Source organism: Arenibacter sp. F20364 (genome assembly GCF_023015905.1).
GTDB lineage: Bacteria > Bacteroidota > Bacteroidia > Flavobacteriales > Flavobacteriaceae > Arenibacter.
Genome location: NZ_JALKBD010000016.1, coordinates 56,872 through 73,545, shown reverse-complemented (window position 1 = coordinate 73,545; position 16,674 = coordinate 56,872). Strand labels below are relative to the sequence as shown.

At 39.9% G+C, this 16,674-nt stretch carries 16 protein-coding genes; all 16 read left to right on the top strand.

The features are described 5' to 3' along the window. A complete protein-coding gene (locus MWU84_RS14255; protein ID WP_246902501.1) occupies positions 1 to 1,230 on the top strand; it encodes an HD domain-containing protein in 1,230 nt (409 codons plus the stop codon). Between the two features lie 23 nt (positions 1,231 to 1,253). Continuing rightward, positions 1,254 to 2,270 (top strand): UDP-3-O-(3-hydroxymyristoyl)glucosamine N-acyltransferase, encoded by a 1,017-nt coding sequence (lpxD, locus tag MWU84_RS14250; protein WP_246902499.1) that lies wholly within the window; start codon positions 1,254 to 1,256, stop codon positions 2,268 to 2,270. Positions 2,271 to 2,272: 2 nt separating this feature from the next. Continuing rightward, complete coding sequence (locus tag MWU84_RS14245; protein ID WP_246902496.1) at positions 2,273 to 3,673, top strand: bifunctional UDP-3-O-[3-hydroxymyristoyl] N-acetylglucosamine deacetylase/3-hydroxyacyl-ACP dehydratase; 1,401 nt, start codon at positions 2,273 to 2,275, stop codon at positions 3,671 to 3,673. 3 nt (positions 3,674 to 3,676) lie between these two features. Next, a complete protein-coding gene (gene lpxA, locus MWU84_RS14240; protein WP_093979885.1) occupies positions 3,677 to 4,462 on the top strand; it encodes an acyl-ACP--UDP-N-acetylglucosamine O-acyltransferase in 786 nt (261 codons plus the stop codon). A 6-nt stretch (positions 4,463 to 4,468) separates the two neighbouring features. After that, entirely contained in the window at positions 4,469 to 5,035 is a 567-nt protein-coding gene (gene efp / locus MWU84_RS14235; RefSeq protein WP_246902494.1) for an elongation factor P, read from the top strand. Between the two features lie 49 nt (positions 5,036 to 5,084). Further along, complete coding sequence (locus MWU84_RS14230) at positions 5,085 to 6,017, top strand: UDP-3-O-(3-hydroxymyristoyl)glucosamine N-acyltransferase (protein WP_246902491.1); 933 nt, start codon at positions 5,085 to 5,087, stop codon at positions 6,015 to 6,017. A 73-nt stretch (positions 6,018 to 6,090) separates the two neighbouring features. Next, positions 6,091 to 6,963: a succinate--CoA ligase subunit alpha gene (gene sucD, locus MWU84_RS14225; protein WP_246902489.1), complete on the top strand. Its 873-nt coding sequence runs from the start codon at positions 6,091 to 6,093 to the stop codon at positions 6,961 to 6,963. A 187-nt stretch (positions 6,964 to 7,150) separates the two neighbouring features. After that, positions 7,151 to 7,900 (top strand): 3-oxoacyl-[acyl-carrier-protein] reductase, encoded by a 750-nt coding sequence (fabG, locus tag MWU84_RS14220; RefSeq protein WP_246902487.1) that lies wholly within the window; start codon positions 7,151 to 7,153, stop codon positions 7,898 to 7,900. Between the two features lie 142 nt (positions 7,901 to 8,042). After that, the gene (locus MWU84_RS14215) at positions 8,043 to 10,079 is read left to right on the top strand and encodes a vWA domain-containing protein (protein ID WP_246902485.1); all 2,037 of its coding nucleotides are present in this window, start codon (positions 8,043 to 8,045) and stop codon (positions 10,077 to 10,079) included. A gap of 12 nt (positions 10,080 to 10,091) precedes the next feature. Further along, positions 10,092 to 10,907: a prohibitin family protein gene (locus MWU84_RS14210; RefSeq protein ID WP_246902483.1), complete on the top strand. Its 816-nt coding sequence runs from the start codon at positions 10,092 to 10,094 to the stop codon at positions 10,905 to 10,907. Between the two features lie 240 nt (positions 10,908 to 11,147). Next, on the top strand, positions 11,148 to 12,005 hold the full coding sequence (hisG, locus tag MWU84_RS14205; RefSeq protein WP_246902481.1) for an ATP phosphoribosyltransferase: 858 nt from the start codon (positions 11,148 to 11,150) through the stop codon (positions 12,003 to 12,005). Between the two features lie 11 nt (positions 12,006 to 12,016). Continuing rightward, entirely contained in the window at positions 12,017 to 12,448 is a 432-nt protein-coding gene (locus tag MWU84_RS14200) for a GNAT family N-acetyltransferase (RefSeq protein WP_246902479.1), read from the top strand. Positions 12,449 to 12,450: 2 nt separating this feature from the next. Then, positions 12,451 to 13,734 (top strand): histidinol dehydrogenase, encoded by a 1,284-nt coding sequence (gene hisD, locus MWU84_RS14195; RefSeq protein ID WP_246902477.1) that lies wholly within the window; start codon positions 12,451 to 12,453, stop codon positions 13,732 to 13,734. Between the two features lie 69 nt (positions 13,735 to 13,803). Continuing rightward, on the top strand, positions 13,804 to 14,862 hold the full coding sequence (gene hisC, locus MWU84_RS14190; protein ID WP_246902475.1) for a histidinol-phosphate transaminase: 1,059 nt from the start codon (positions 13,804 to 13,806) through the stop codon (positions 14,860 to 14,862). A 10-nt stretch (positions 14,863 to 14,872) separates the two neighbouring features. Next, entirely contained in the window at positions 14,873 to 16,045 is a 1,173-nt protein-coding gene (gene hisB, locus MWU84_RS14185; RefSeq protein ID WP_246902473.1) for a bifunctional histidinol-phosphatase/imidazoleglycerol-phosphate dehydratase HisB, read from the top strand. A gap of 31 nt (positions 16,046 to 16,076) precedes the next feature. Continuing rightward, on the top strand, positions 16,077 to 16,661 hold the full coding sequence (hisH, locus tag MWU84_RS14180; protein WP_246902465.1) for an imidazole glycerol phosphate synthase subunit HisH: 585 nt from the start codon (positions 16,077 to 16,079) through the stop codon (positions 16,659 to 16,661). Positions 16,662 to 16,674: the final 13 nt, after the last annotated feature.

Genomic DNA, 16,674 nt, shown 5'->3' with positions numbered 1-16,674 from the left:
TTGATAAAATCAAATAAGCTCAAAATTTTCAATGATCCAATTTACGGATTTATCGGAATACCCAATGCACTAATCTTTAATCTAATTGCCGAACCCTATTTTCAGCGGTTAAGGAGAATCTCCCAAATGGGGTTATCCTATCTTGTTTATCCCGGTGCACACCATACTCGTTTCCATCATGCCCTGGGAAGTATGCATCTAATGCAACAGGCCATTCAGGTCCTGAGATTTAAGTCCATCGAAATTACAAAAGAAGAAGAGGAGGGACTTTTGTGCGCCATATTATTACATGATATAGGACACGGCCCTTTTTCGCATGCCATGGAGCACAGTATCGTGGAGGGTGTAAATCATGAACATATATCCTTACTGTTTATGGAAGCCCTTAACCTAAAATACAAAGGAAAATTATCCACGGCCATTGCTATATTTAAAGGACAATATCCCAAGAGATTTTTAAACCAATTGGTATCCAGTCAACTCGATATGGACAGGATGGATTATTTAAAAAGGGATAGTTTCTATACTGGCGTGGCGGAAGGAAATATAAATTCCGAAAGGCTCCTGACCATGTTGAATGTACTCAATGGCGAGTTGGTGGTGGAGGAGAAGGGGATATACTCGGTCGAGAAATTTCTAATGGCAAGACGCTTTATGTACTGGCAGGTTTATTTGCATAAAACTGGATTGGTAGCCGAACAACTTTTGATAAAAATATTACAAAGGGCCAAGGAATTGTTGGCCAATGGTGAAAAAATACAATTTAACGGAGCACTAAAGTTCTTCATGGAGAACAAAATCCCAAAAGAGGATTTTTCCCAGGATAAACTGGATCTTTTTGCCCAATTGGATGATGTTGATATTATGGCGGCCATCAAAAGTTGGCAAGATCATGACGACTTTGTATTATCCAAATTATGCAAGATGATCATTAATCGTAGGCTATTGCACGTAAAACTCAAGAACAAGCCCATTAATGACGCCAAACTGAACAGACACTTTTTAAGCTTCAAAAACGAACATCGATTAACGGATGAAGAAACGGCATATTTTGTATTTACAGGGGAAATAAAAAACCAAGCCTATAACTCCAAAAGTCAGAATATAAACATTCTTCGTGGGAATGGAAGAATTACGGATGTAGCCAAGGCCTCCGATCAACAATATTTGAAAACGCTTTCCAAAACCGTTACCAAATATTATATGTGCTATCCTAAAGTTTCCGTTTAACTATTTTTCTTACTTTTGTCCACATGATATTTACAGCAAGCCAAATCGCGGGTATATTGGAAGGGGATGTGGAGGGCAATCCAGAAATAGCTGTACATAAATTGGCGAAGATCGAAGAAGGTGAAAAAGGAGCACTTACATTTCTGGCCAACCCAAAATACACCTCGTTTATTTATACTACAAAAGCATCCGTAACAATTGTAAACAGGGACTTTGTTCCCGATCATGATTTGGAAACGACCTTGATAAAGGTGGATGATGCCTACAAATCTTTTTCCAAACTTTTGGAATATTACAATCAGGTCAAGAACAACAAAATAGGAATTGAGGAACCTGTGTTTAGAGCGGAGAGCGCCACTCATGGCAAGGATTTTTATTTAGGGGCTTTTTCCTATCTTGGGAATAACGTGAAAATTGGGGATAATGTAAAAATATATCCCAATGTCTATATAGGCGATAATGTCTCGATTGGCAATGACGTTGTCATTTTTGCAGGTGCCAAAATTTATTCCGAAACCCTTATTGGCAACAATTGTGTGGTTCATAGCGGAGTTGTTTTGGGTGCCGATGGCTTTGGTTTTGCACCTAGTGAAAACGGAGAATATATTACCGTGCCGCAGACAGGAAATGTAATTCTTGAGGATAATGTTGATATAGGAGCGGGTACTACCATTGATCGCGCCACCTTGGGCTCAACGATTTTAAGGAAAGGGGTTAAATTGGACAATCAAATTCAGATAGCCCACAACGTAGAAATTGGAGAGCACACTGTAATTGCAGCGCAGACAGGGATCGCGGGATCCACCAAAATAGGAAAGCACTGCAAAATTGGTGGACAGGTAGGCATTGTTGGTCATATTATAATAGGCGACAGAGTAAAAATACAGGCGCAATCCGGCATTGGAAGAAATGTTAAGGATGATGAAATATTGCAGGGCTCCCCAGCATTGAATTATGGGGATTACAATAAATCTTACGTACATTTTAAAAATCTGCCCAAAATAGTAAATAGATTAGAACACATTGAAAAAAAGGATTGACGGTGAGTAATACAACTACAAAACAACGGACAATTGCAAAAGAAATTACACTTAAGGGTGTAGGTTTGCACACAGGGGAAAACGTAACATTAAAGTTTGTTCCTGCCCCTGAAAATTTTGGATATGCTTTTAAACGTGTGGATCTGGAAGGTGAACCTATCATAGAGGCCGACGCCAATTATGTGGTAAATACCCAAAGAGGTACAAATCTGGAAAAACGCGGGGTAAAGATTCAAACTTCAGAGCATGTTCTAGCTGCCTTGGTAGGTTTGGAAATAGACAATGTCCTCATAGAGCTGAATGCCCCGGAACCTCCAATAATGGACGGGTCTTCCAAATATTTCGTTGAAGCCCTGGAACAGGCGGGTATCGTTGAGCAGAATGCCTTGCGGGATGAATTTATAGTTAAGGACGTTATTTCGTACAAAGACGAGGAAACCGGTAGTGAAATAACTATTATCCCTGCGGATAGCTATCAGGTAACCACTATGGTAGATTTTGGTACCAAAGTGCTTGGTACCCAAAATGCCACTTTAGAGAATTTAAGTGAGTTTAAGTCGGAAATAGCGGATGCCAGAACTTTTAGTTTTTTACATGAACTGGAAATGCTGCTGGAAAACGGCTTGATAAAAGGTGGCGATTTAAACAATGCCATTGTTTATGTAGACAAAGAAATTTCCGATTCAACAATGAAAAAGCTGGAAAAAGCTTTTAACAAGAAGAAATTATCGGTAAAACCCAACGGGATATTGGATAATTTAACCCTGCACCAACCCAACGAAGCTGCTAGGCACAAGTTGCTTGATGTTATTGGCGATCTGGCCTTGACAGGAACTAGAATCAGAGGGAAAGTAATTGCCAATAAGCCAGGACATTTTGTGAACACACAGTTCGCTAAAAAATTGTCCAAAATCATTAAAATGGAAAAGAGGAATCATGTACCACAATATGATTTAAGCAAGCCTCCTTTGATGGATATACATCAAATCATGGACATGTTGCCCCACAGACCTCCTTTCCTGCTTATAGACAGAATATTGGAGCTGTCCGATCAACATGTGGTAGGAATGAAGAATGTGACCATGAACGAACCTTTCTTCGTAGGTCATTTTCCTGGAGCTCCCGTTATGCCGGGGGTACTTCAGGTTGAAGCAATGGCACAAACTGGAGGTATATTGGTACTAAGTACCGTTCCCGACCCAGAGAATTACCTTACCCTTTTCATGAAGATCGACAATGTAAAGTTTAAGCAAAAGGTACTTCCTGGAGACACTTTAATTTTCCACTGCAGTTTAATATCGCCGATAAGAAGAGGTATATGTCATATGCAGGCCTATGCCTATGCCAATAGTAAATTGGTATGCGAAGCTGAAATGATGGCTCAAATAGTTAAAAAGAAATAAAGGATGAATCAACCACTGGCTTACATTCACCCTGGGGCTAAAATTTCGAAAAATGTTGTAGTAGAACCGTTTACTACCATACATAACAACGTAGTAATTGGAGATGGTACTTGGATAGGTTCCAATGTTACCATTATGGAAGGTGCCCGCATCGGAAAAAACTGTAATATTTTCCCCGGTGCCGTCATATCCGCACCCCCCCAGGATTTAAAATATGAAGGCGAAGATACTACGGTCATCATCGGCAACAATACCACCATAAGGGAGTGCGCTACCATACACAAGGGCACATCGGATAGAATGAAAACGGTTATTGGGGACAATTGTCTAATAATGGCCTATTGCCATGTTGCACATGATTGCTTGGTAGGTAACAATTGTATTTTCTCCAACAATTCCACTTTGGCCGGACATGTAACCATTGGGGACAATGTAATTTTGGCCGGCTTGGTAGCCGTGCACCAATTTGTATCCATAGGACGCCACGCCTTTGTAACGGGTGGTTCTTTGGTAAGGAAAGATGTACCTCCATTTGTAAAAGCGGCTAGGGAACCCTTATCTTATGTTGGCATCAATTCCGTCGGATTGAGAAGGAGAAACTTTGATTCCGATAAAATCAGGGAGATCCAAAATATTTATCGAATATTATATCAAAAGAATTATAATAATACCCAAGCTGTTCAAATTATTGAAGCAGAAATGGAGGCTACTCCGGAAAGGGATGAAATTTTACAATTTATAAGGGATTCCCAAAGAGGAATCATGAAAGGTTATTTCAGTACAAATTAGAATTTTATGGCATCAACATCAGATATTAGAAAAGGATTGTGCATTAGGTACAATAACGACATTTACAAAATAATTGAATTCCTTCACGTAAAACCCGGTAAGGGTCCGGCTTTCGTAAGGACCAAACTTAAAAGTATAAGTACCGGAAAAGTGTTGGACAACACATTTTCAGGAGGGTCAAAAATTGAAGATGTACGGGTGGAAACCCGCTCCTATCAGTTTTTATATTCGGAGGGGGAAAATTATCACTTTATGAATACGGACGATTATAACCAGATAACCCTTCAAGAGAGTTCTTTGGATGCTCCGGATTTATTAAAGGAGGGTGAAGTGGTCACTATTCTATTCAACACCGAGGACAGCATGCCTCTTTCGGTAGATATGCCTGCAAGTGTTGTTTTGGAGATTACCTACACCGAACCTGGAGTTAAAGGCAATACAGCGACCAATGCAACCAAACCTGCGAAGGTTGAAACGGGAGCAACTGTTAATGTCCCACTTTTCATCAATGAAGGCGATAAAATAAAAATTGACACGGAAAAAGGCGCTTATATGGAGCGTGTAAAGGAATAATACAATTTACAATACGCTTTTTGCTGCTTTATGGCATAAGAACCTTATTATGAAATTTCCATCTCCTTATACGCTTAATCAGATTGCGACTATAATCAAGGCCGAATATGTGGGCCATGATGATTTTCCTGTGTTGGGCATGAACGAAATCCATGTCGTGGAACATGGTGATATCGTTTTTGTAGATCATCCCAAATACTACGATAAAGCTCTAAGCTGTGCAGCTTCCATTGTTTTGATCAATAAAAAAGTAGATTGCCCAGAGGGAAAGGCTCTATTGATCTCCGATGATCCATTTAGGGATTTCAACATCCTCACTCTTTTTTTTAAGCCTTTTTTAAAGGCCCAAAACAACATTTCCAGCTCGGCCAAGATAGGTAAGGACACGATTGTTCAACCCAATTGCTTTATTGGGAACAATGTAGTAATAGGGGACAACTGCCTTATTCATTCCAATGTATCCATTTATGATAATTGTGTTATAGGAAACAATGTTACCATTCACGCGGGTTCTGTTATGGGATCGGATGCCTTTTATTACAAAAAAAGACCGGAAGGATATGATAAATTGATTTCCGGCGGAAGGGTCGTCATCCAGGACAATGTGGACATTGGCGCGCTTTGTACTATAGACAAGGGTGTTACAGGTGATACGATAATCAAAAAAGGGACCAAGCTGGACAACCAGGTGCAAGTAGGTCACGATACCGTTATCGGCGAGAAATGCCTTATAGCTTCACAAACTGGTATTGCGGGTTGCGTAATAATTGAAGATGAGGTTACCTTATGGGGGCAGGTTGGTGTAACAAGTGCCGCCACCATTGGTAAAAAAGCCGTAGTCCTGGCACAAACCGGAGTTTCAAAATCCTTGGAAGGGGGCAAAAATTACTTCGGGAGTCCGGCAGAGGAAGCAAGGGAAAAATTGAAACAGCTTGCTTATGTTAAACAAATTCCTTCCATACTAAAAAAATTAGAAAAATAAATATGCAAAAGAATAGTTTAGAATTCCTTTTCAAAACTTTATTTTTGCAAGAATCAATTAAACCAAATATATAATGAGCGTTTTAGTAAATAAAGATTCCAAAATTATTGTTCAAGGTTTTACAGGTAGTGAAGGTACTTTTCATGCTGAACAAATGATTGAATACGGCACCAATGTAGTTGGTGGTGTAACACCAGGGAAAGGCGGACAGGAGCATTTGGGAAAACCTGTTTTCAACACGGTTGAAGAAGCTGTTCAGAAAGTTGGGGCCGATACCACCATCATTTTTGTTCCACCTGCTTTCGCCGCAGATGCAATCATGGAAGCTGCTAGCGCTGGAATTAAAGTTATAATTACCATTACAGAAGGAATTCCCGTTGCCGATATGGTGAAGGTATATGACTATATAAAACATATGGACTGTCGTTTGGTAGGCCCAAACTGTCCGGGGGTTATTACCCCAGAGGAAGCAAAAGTAGGCATCATGCCAGGTTTTGTCTTTAAAAAGGGACAAGTGGGAATTGTTTCCAAATCAGGAACTTTAACCTATGAGGCCGCAGATCAGGTAGTACGCCAGGGTCTTGGGATTACCACTGCCATTGGAATTGGTGGGGATCCCATAATTGGCACAACTACAAAGGAAGCTGTGGAGTTATTGATCAATGATCCGGAAACTGCTTGCGTAGTGATGATAGGGGAAATAGGTGGACAATTGGAAGCCGATGCCGCTCAATGGTATAAAGCAAGTGGAAGCAAGAAGCCGATCGTTGGTTTTATTGCTGGTGAAACAGCTCCTGCGGGAAGAACTATGGGCCATGCAGGTGCTATCGTGGGTGGTAGTGATGATACCGCCCAAGCCAAGAAAAGAATTATGAGGGAATGTGGTATTCACGTTGTTGATTCCCCTGCCGAAATTGGATTAAAAGTAAAACAAGTATTGGGATAACCCCAATCCAATAAATCAGATTCCGTTTATACTGTCCCGATCAAGTCGGAATTTTTCAGGATAAACGGGATTTTTTTTGTCTTAGATTACCTAGACGATTAAATTTTCTACCAGCATTTAGGGCAAAAATTTTAAAACAGCTGAAACATAACTTATATTTGATTATCAACTAAGAAACTAAAGACAGATGAAGTTACTAGAAGGAAAAAATGCAATAATCACCGGAGCAAGTAGGGGAATTGGAACCGGAATAGCACAAGTTTTTGCGAAGCACGGTGCAAATGTTGCTTTCACATATAGTTCCAGCGAAGCTCCGGCTTTGGCCTTGGAAAAAGAGTTGAGTGCTTACGGCGTAAAAGCAAAAGCATACAAGAGCAATGCGGCCAGTTTTGAGGATTCAGAAAAATTAGTTTCCCAAGTATTGGAAGATTTTGGAGGCGTGATCGATATTTTGATCAACAATGCCGGTATTACCAAGGACAATCTTTTAATGAGGATGAGCGAAGATGATTTTGACGCTGTCATAGAAATAAATTTAAAGTCGGTCTTTAACATGACAAAGGCAGTTCAGCGAACCATGCTGAAACAAAGAAAAGGTTCCATCATAAATATGAGCAGTGTGGTGGGGGTGAAAGGTAATGCCGGACAGGCAAATTACGCCGCTTCCAAAGCTGGAATGATAGGGTTTACCAAATCTATCGCCTTGGAGTTGGGTTCAAGAAATATTAGATGCAACGCTATTGCACCAGGATTCATTGAAACCGAAATGACCGATAAGTTGGATGCCAAAGTAGTACAGGGATGGCGCGATGGAATTCCATTAAAAAGAGGCGGTCAACCTGAAGATATTGCAAATGCTTGCCTGTTTTTGGCTTCGGACCTATCGGCCTATATCACAGGACAAGTTTTAAATGTGGATGGAGGCATGCTTACCTAAGATCGGTTTATTGGCCAGATAGGTCCTGAATTAGTTGTAAATCTGTTTCTATGGCTGACTTCGAAGTGCACTGAACGACCATAATAAACCATACCTGGTTGAGTCCGCTTCTTATATTAACCCATATTTCCAACGACCATATATGATGCAAATACAAACAGTACTTTTTATCTTGCTCGCGGCCATAGTCGCTCTGGCACTTGTACTGTTTCAATATTATTATAAGAGCAAAAGGAAGGGGAAACTAAAGGTTATCCTTTCCTTTTTGCGTTTTTTGGCCATTTTTGGAACCTTACTACTTGTTATAAATCCAAAATTTACCAAGAATGAATATTCACTGGAAAAGCCCAATTTGGTGCTTCTTGCAGACAATTCGTCTTCAATTACCTCAGAGGACAAAGCTCGAATAATCTCCAACTTTTCCTCCTTAAAGAACAATGCCACAACATTATTGGAAACTTTCAATATAAGTAATTTCAGATTTGGAGCAGATTTAACCAATTCCGATAGCCTTAGTCTTACGGAAAAAAGCACCAACATTTCAAAGGCCTTGGCGAGCTTAAATGATATATATACTGGCAGCAATACCGCAGTAATACTATTTTCCGATGGCAATCAGACCATAGGGGAGGATTATGAATTCTACGGAAAACGACAAAAATTCCCTATTTACCCCATTGTTTTGGGAGATACTACCAAGTATGATGATATCTTAATAAGCCAGGTCAATGCAAATAGATATGCCTTTTTAAAGAACAAGTTTCCCTTGGAGGTTTTAATTTCTTATGACGGAAAAACAGAGGCGAGTTCAGAATTACAAGTTCTTGTAGACGGTAGGTTGGCGCATAAGGAAAAAGTTACTTTGTCCAATGTATCCAACGCAAAAGTTATTAGCACTCTGATAGAGGCCAGTACGGTAGGTATAAAAAATATCAAGGTAATTCTAGCTCCCTTGCCCAATGAAAAAAATACGGCTAACAACCAAAAAATGTTGGCCTTGGAAGTCTTGGACGAAAAAACAAATGTAGCCATCATTTCCACTGTCCAACACCCGGACATAGGAGCTCTTAAGAAAGCCATCGAGAGCAACGAACAAAGGTTGGTATCTATTTATAGGCCCAACACCGATTTAAGCAAATTGCAAGAAGTTGATGTTTATATACTTTACCAGCCCGATGCCTCTTTTGACAAAATCTACAAACAAATTCAAGCGAAACAAGCGAACTCCTTTACCATACTAGGGACTTCTACCGACTTGAATTTCATAGATAAAATTCAAAACAAATACCTTATTGAAACCGGTTATCCCGTACAAGAGTTATTTGCGGTCCCTAATACTGCATTTACAAAGTTTGATATTTCCGATTTCTCACTAGAAGGCTTTCCTCCCCTTTTATCTGATGCGGGGCCGGTCAATGTTTTGGGCAAGGGAGAGCCATTGATCAATGTACGTATTAAAGGAGTGGACATGAACCAACCTTTGTTGACCATTACTGAGGATGATAATGCAAAACATGCCATTTTGGTTGGGGAAAACATATGGAAATGGAGAATTCAGAATTACCGAAACGATCAATCATTTAAACATTTTGACGCATTTCTAGGAAAATTAATCCTTTATCTTACGACCTCCAAGGGCAAGAATAGGTTTGTATTGGATTATAATCCCGTTTACAACAACAGTAGTGAAACAAAAATAAAAGCGACTTATTTTGATGAGGCCTTTGCTTTTGATTCCAATGCATCAATCAATATAAAAGTGGTGAATACATCTACCAATGCATCCCTAGAAGTTCCGCTGTTATTAAAAGATGGATATTATGAGGCGGACCTAAGCAATTTGCCAGCAGGAGAATATGATTTTACCACCACCGTAACCAAAGAAAACCTAAGCAGGTCTGGTAGCTTTTCCGTTTTGGATTTTGATGCCGAGAAACAATTCTCTTCCAGCAATTATGGTAAATTGAAACGTCTGGCCAACAATACTAAAGGAAAGCTGTATTTTCCCAATCAAATGGACTCGTTGATCCAAACATTGGAAACTGACCCTAGGTACGTACCAACACAAAAAAGCAAACAAATTGTTGTACCTTTAATCGATTTTAAATTTCTTCTGGGTATCATCATCGCAGCTTTGTCGCTGGAATGGTTCATCAGAAAGTATAACGGATTAACTTAACAAATAAAATAAATGGACAAACTACCAAAAATTGCATTACCCGCTATCTTCGCTTTAATAGTTCTTGTAATATTAATTTCAAAATCTGCCATTACCATTGGGTCTGGGGAAGCCGGAGTGTTGTACAAAACTTTTTCCGGCGGTGTTGTTACTGATGAGGCACCACTGGGTGAGGGATTCCAAATAGTTGCGCCTTGGAACAAGGTCTTTATATATGAGGTAAGACAACAGGAAGTCTTTGAAAAAATGAATGTACTGTCATCCAATGGTCTGGACATTAAATTGGATGCCTCTGTCTGGTTTGAACCTAAAAGGGAAGCTTTGGGCAAACTGCACCAAGAGAAAGGAGAGGCCTATGTACAACGTGTACTTTTGCCTGCCATAAGATCGGCAGCCCGTTCTGTAGTAGGAAGATATACCCCGGAACAACTGTACTCCAGTAAAAGGGATGCCATTCAACAGGAAATTTTTGAAGAAACTGAGAAAATTGTAGACGGACAGTATATTCAGCTGAATGAAATTTTGGTTAGGGATGTAACCCTTCCTGCTACAATAAAAGAGGCTATTGAGAGAAAACTTAAGCAAGAACAGGAATCTCTGGAATACGAATTTAGACTGGTAACGGCACAAAAAGAAGCTGAAAAAGTACGTATCGAAGCCCAGGGTAAGGCCGATGCCAACACAATTCTAAGTGCATCCTTAACCGACAAAATATTACAGGATAAAGGTATAGACGCTACTATTAAATTATCGGAATCGCCCAATTCCAAAGTAATAGTTATTGGAAGTGGAGATTCAGGTATGCCTATTATACTAGGGAATCAATAATAATTTAACAATTTTAAAATAAATTGTTCCGTATAAATTTTCCAAGGTTGAAAAATAGTTTTAATTTTGCCATATCATGAAAAACAACAGGACACATCATCATCATTTCTTTACTTGCAGTCAAGCGAGCTAGGAATGTATTGTTGTATCTAAACTATATTCTAACCCGTTTGAGCAATCAAACGGGTTTTGTATTTAACAACCTGTTAGATTTGTTCAGGCCAAAAACAAAAAACAGTAATGAAAAAAATTAGAATTGCGATCCAAAAAAGTGGCCGTTTAAACGAAGACTCACTTCAAATATTAAAGGACTGTGGTATTTCCATAGACAATGGGAAAGACCAACTTAAGGCCTCTTCCAGAAATTTTCCGTTAGAGGTTTTTTATCTGAGAAATGGGGATATCCCCCAATATCTCAGGGATGGGGTCGTGGATATAGCCATTATTGGCGAAAACGTCCTAATAGAAAAAGGTGAGGATATCTCCATTGCGGAAAAATTGGGATTTTCCAAATGCAAAGTATCCCTTGCAATTCCAAAATCGGTCAAGTACAATTCAGTGAACGACTTTGAAGGTAAAAGGATTGCCACTTCGTATCCCAATACCGTAAAAAATTATTTGGATAGTAAGGGCGTAAAGGCAGATCTTCACATTATAAATGGTTCTGTAGAAATTGCCCCAAATATTGGTCTGGCAGATGGCATTTGTGATATTGTTTCCAGTGGCAGTACGTTGTTCAAGAACAATTTGAAAGAAGTTGAGGTGATGTTGACCAGTGAAGCCGTACTAGCGGTTTCTCCACAAATTTCTCCTGAACGCACCTCCTTGTTGGAAGACTTAAGGTTTAGAATCCAGTCCGTATTGCGTGCCAGACAGTCCAAGTATGTGCTTCTAAACGCACCCAACGAAAGGTTGAACGAGATTATTGCACTATTGCCCGGCATGAGGAGTCCGACCGTTCTTCCTTTGGCAGAGGAAGGGTGGAGTTCCGTACATACCGTAATCAATAAAGATAAGTTCTGGGAAGTAATCCAAGAACTCAAAAAAGCGGGAGCGGAAGGAATATTGGTTTGCCCCATAGAAAAAATGGTGCTCTAATATTCTTTATAATGACTGCTATATTTCAAATAGAGTTCGTTCCCAAGGAGAATATGAATGAAATTTTGCCTTTGGTACAAATGCTCAACAACTATAAAATTCCTGTTGAAATTCTTAAAAAAAGATTGCAGGATATGCTCCGTGACGGATACCAATGTTTAGGAGTTTATGATAGAGAAGTACTAATTGGAATTTGTGGGGTTTGGGTTTTAAATAAATTATATGTAGGTAAACATGTGGAGCCGGACAATGTTTTTGTGATGCCGGAATATAGAAGTTCTGGCGTTGGGAAATTAATGTTGGATAAGGTTTTTGAATATGCCGCTGAGATTGGGTGCGATGCCTCTGAACTTAATTGCTACATACAAAATGAAAAAGGCATTCGGTTTTGGAACAATCTTGGATTTAAGGCGATAGGCTACCACATGCAAAAAGTATTTTAATAATGAATAAGATATATAATCCGGAAAGAGTAGCTTGGAAAACTGTTTTAAAACGGCCAACCCAGACTATTGCCGATATAGAGGAAATGGTCAACACCGTTTTTACGGAAATAAAGGCAGGTGGAGATACCGTGGTACATAACTACACCAAAAAATTTGATGGCGTGGTATTGCAGGACGTCCTAGTATCCGCCAAGGAAATAGAAGAATCCAATAAATTGATTTCCAATGATTTAAAGAAGGCCATCCAACAGGCAAAAAACAATATTGAAAAATTTCACTCAGCGCAAAAAACGGATAGGGTTTCGATAGAAACGGCCAATGGGGTAGAATGTTGGCAGGAAAAAAGACCAATACAAAAAGTGGGGTTATATATTCCTGGAGGTACCGCTCCTTTGTTCTCCACTATTTTAATGCTTGCCGTACCAGCCAATATTGCGGGCTGCAAAGAGATTATTCTCTGTACCCCTCCCAACAAGGAAGGGAAAGTACATCCCGCCATTTTATACACGGCCGACCTATGTGGGGTTACCAAAATATTCAAGGTAGGTGGCATCCAAGCTATTGCCAGCATGACTTTTGGGACGGAAACCATTCCTCCAGTATACAAAATATTTGGGCCGGGAAATCAATTTGTGACTGTGGCCAAACAGATTGCCACTAAATACGGAATTGCCATAGACATGCCTGCAGGACCTAGCGAACTATTGGTAATGGCCGATGATACCGCCAATGCCGCATTTGTAGCTTCCGATCTATTGAGTCAGGCCGAACACGGTGTGGATAGTCAGGTCATTTTGGTCTCCACGTCCAAAAACATTATCGATGCCGTTGAAAAAGAGGTCGCCAAACAAATTAAGGATTTGCCCAGAAAAGAAATAGCAGAAAAAGCCATTGCCAACAGCAAGTTGATCTACGTGGAAAATCAACAGACAGCTGTAGATCTCATAAATGAATATGGGCCTGAACATTACATTTTATGTGTTCAAAACGAGGAATTTTATTTGGAACAAGCTTATAATGCCGGGTCCGTCTTTATTGGCAATTACACCCCGGAAAGTGCCGGTGATTATGCTTCGGGAACCAATCACACACTACCGACCAATGGATACGCCAAGCAATATAGTGGGGTAAACCTGGATAGTTTTATGAAGAGTATGACCTTTCAGAAAATATCGGAAAAAGGTATTCTGGAAATAGGCAAAACCATTGAATTAATGGCTGAGGCCGAAGGCCTACAAGCGCATAAAAATGCGGTAACCCTAAGATTGAACAGTTTAAAATAATGGGGCCACTGTATTAAGGTAAGACACTTTTGATACTATTGAAACCAAATCGCGAATAGCAAAAAGAGAATGAAAACGAAAATATTCAATATAAATAATATAGTACGTGAAAACGTAAAAGGATTGAGCCCTTATTCTTCTGCAAGGGACGAATATGTTTCGGATGGTTCCAAAATGGTGTTTTTAGATGCCAACGAAAATCCATTTGAAACAGGGGTAAATAGATATCCCGATCCACATCAGAGACGCTTAAAAGAGGTGCTGGCAGAAAGAAAAGGCGTTTCTCCCCAACAACTTCTCTTGGGAAACGGTAGCGATGAAGTACTCGATTTAATTTTTAGGGCCTTTTGTGAGCCCAAAGAAGACAATATAATTAGCTTACCTCCAACCTATGGCATGTACAAGGTACTTGCGGGTATTAACAACGTGGAGAACAAGGAGGTTTTACTGACAGAGGATTTTGAACCCAATGTGCCCGAAGTGCTCAAGATGGCCGATGACAGGAGTAAGTTGTTATTTTTGTGCTCCCCTAACAATCCAACTGGAAACAGTTTTTCAAGCAGCGCTGTAAGGGAGCTTTTGGACAATTTTAATGGCTTGGTAGTTATAGATGAGGCGTATATCGACTTTTCAAACGAAAAGAGCTGGATTTCGGAATTAAACAGTTACCCCAACCTTGTGGTGACCCAAACCTTATCCAAAGCATATGGAATGGCCGGGATTAGACTGGGAACTTGCTACGCTTCCGAAGAAATTATAGGAATACTGAATAAAATTAAACCACCGTACAACGTAAATGAATTAACCCAGCAAAGAGCCTTGGAAAGGGTTTTGGACACAAATGCGGTTAATTTGGAGGTATCGGATATTTTAACGGAACGGGAAGCTCTTGTTACGGTATTGGGTCAAGTAGACTTCGTGGAAAAGATATATCCTTCGGACGCAAATTTTATATTGGCCAAGGTGGATGATGCCACCAAAAGATACAATCAACTACTAAAAAAAGGTATTGTTGTCCGCAACAGAACTACCCAGCCACTTTGTGAAAATACTTTGAGATTTACCGTAGGGACCAAGGAGGAAAATAAGATATTAATTAGTGCATTACAGAACATAACAACCGCATAATATTATGAGTATGGAGACCAATACAAATTCTTCCCTTGGAAACAAAAAGGGTAAAAAAGTGCTCTTTATTGACAGGGATGGGACCATTATAAAGGAAACCGTGGATGAACAAATAGATTCTTTTGAAAAAATGGCGTTCTATCCCAAAGCCTTTACTTTTTTGGGTAAAATAGCCAAGGAATTGGATTATGAATTGGTAATGATCACCAATCAGGATGGATTGGGCACCGATATTTTCCCGGAGGATACTTTTTGGCCGGTACATAATTTTATACTGAAATCCTTTGAAAATGAGGGGGTGGTCTTTGACAAGGTTTTTCTTGACAGGACATTCCCACACGAAAATGCCAATACCCGAAAACCGGGAACCGGATTGCTTACCGAGTACTTTTCCGAAGAATATGATCTTGCCAATTCCTTTGTTATAGGCGACCGCCTGACCGATGTGGAATTGGCTAAGAATTTAGGGGCCAAAGGAATCTTTATCAATGACAATACGAATTTGGGAACTGGGGAAATATCCGTTAAAAGGGAAGAATTGGATTCTTACATTGCCCTAGAAAGTAATGATTGGGAAAAAATTTACGAATTTTTAAAGCTAAAAGATCGGGTGTCCGAAATAACGCGTAAAACCAATGAAACCGATATTTTTATAAAACTCAATTTAGACGGTACGGGCAAAGGCAATATTAGCACCGGATTGGACTTCTTTGACCATATGTTGGACCAATTGGCGCGTCACGGGCAAATGGATCTGGAAATTAGGGTCAAAGGAGATCTGGAAGTAGATGAGCACCATACCATAGAGGATACGGCCATAGCCTTGGGCGAACTGTTTCACAAAGCCTTGGGCAATAAATTGGGGATAGAAAGGTACGGATTCTGTTTGCCCATGGACGACTGTTTGGCACAGGCAGCCATAGATTTCGGGGGACGAAACTGGTTGGTATGGGAAACAGAATTCAAAAGGGAAATGATAGGCAAAATGCCAACGGAAATGTTTTATCATTTCTTTAAATCGTTTACGGACGGGGCTAAGGCCAACCTAAATATCAAGGCAGAAGGTACCAACGAGCACCATAAGATCGAGGCCATTTTTAAAGTGTTTGCCAAAGCCATTAAAATGGCGGTGAAGCGCGATGTTGAAAAAATGGTACTGCCAAGTACCAAAGGTGTATTGTAGAAGAAATAAATATGTCCTAGGGACAAAGAAAATGAAAATAGTAATTATAGATTACGGGGCTGGAAATATACAGAGCATTAAATTTGCCTTTCAACGCTTAGGCTATGAAGCCATTTTGAGCCATGATGCGGATGAGATTATGTCGGCCGATAAAGTTATTTTTCCTGGGGTCGGAGAAGCCAGCAGTGCCATGAAGAAATTACGGGAAAGTAAATTGGACCAGATTATTCCCCAATTAAAACAACCGGTATTGGGGATTTGCCTGGGGATGCAATTAATGTGTCATTCCTCGGAAGAAGGGGATACCCAGGGCCTTGGCATTTTTGATGTGGATGTGGTCAGATTTTCCAAAAAGGTAAAAGTTCCACAAATTGGATGGAATGAAATTACCAATCTTAAATCCCATTTGTTCAAGAACGTAAAAGAAAAGGAGCATATTTACTTAGTACACAGTTATTATGCCCCAGTTTGCGAGGAAACCATTGCGGAAGCAGAATACGGTTTGGGATATAGTGCGGCTTTAAAGAAAGATAATTTTTATGGAACTCAATTTCACCCGGAAAAGAGTAGTGAAGTAGGGGAACAGATTCTTAAAAATTTTATTGATAGCATATAGTCCCCAGTAGACC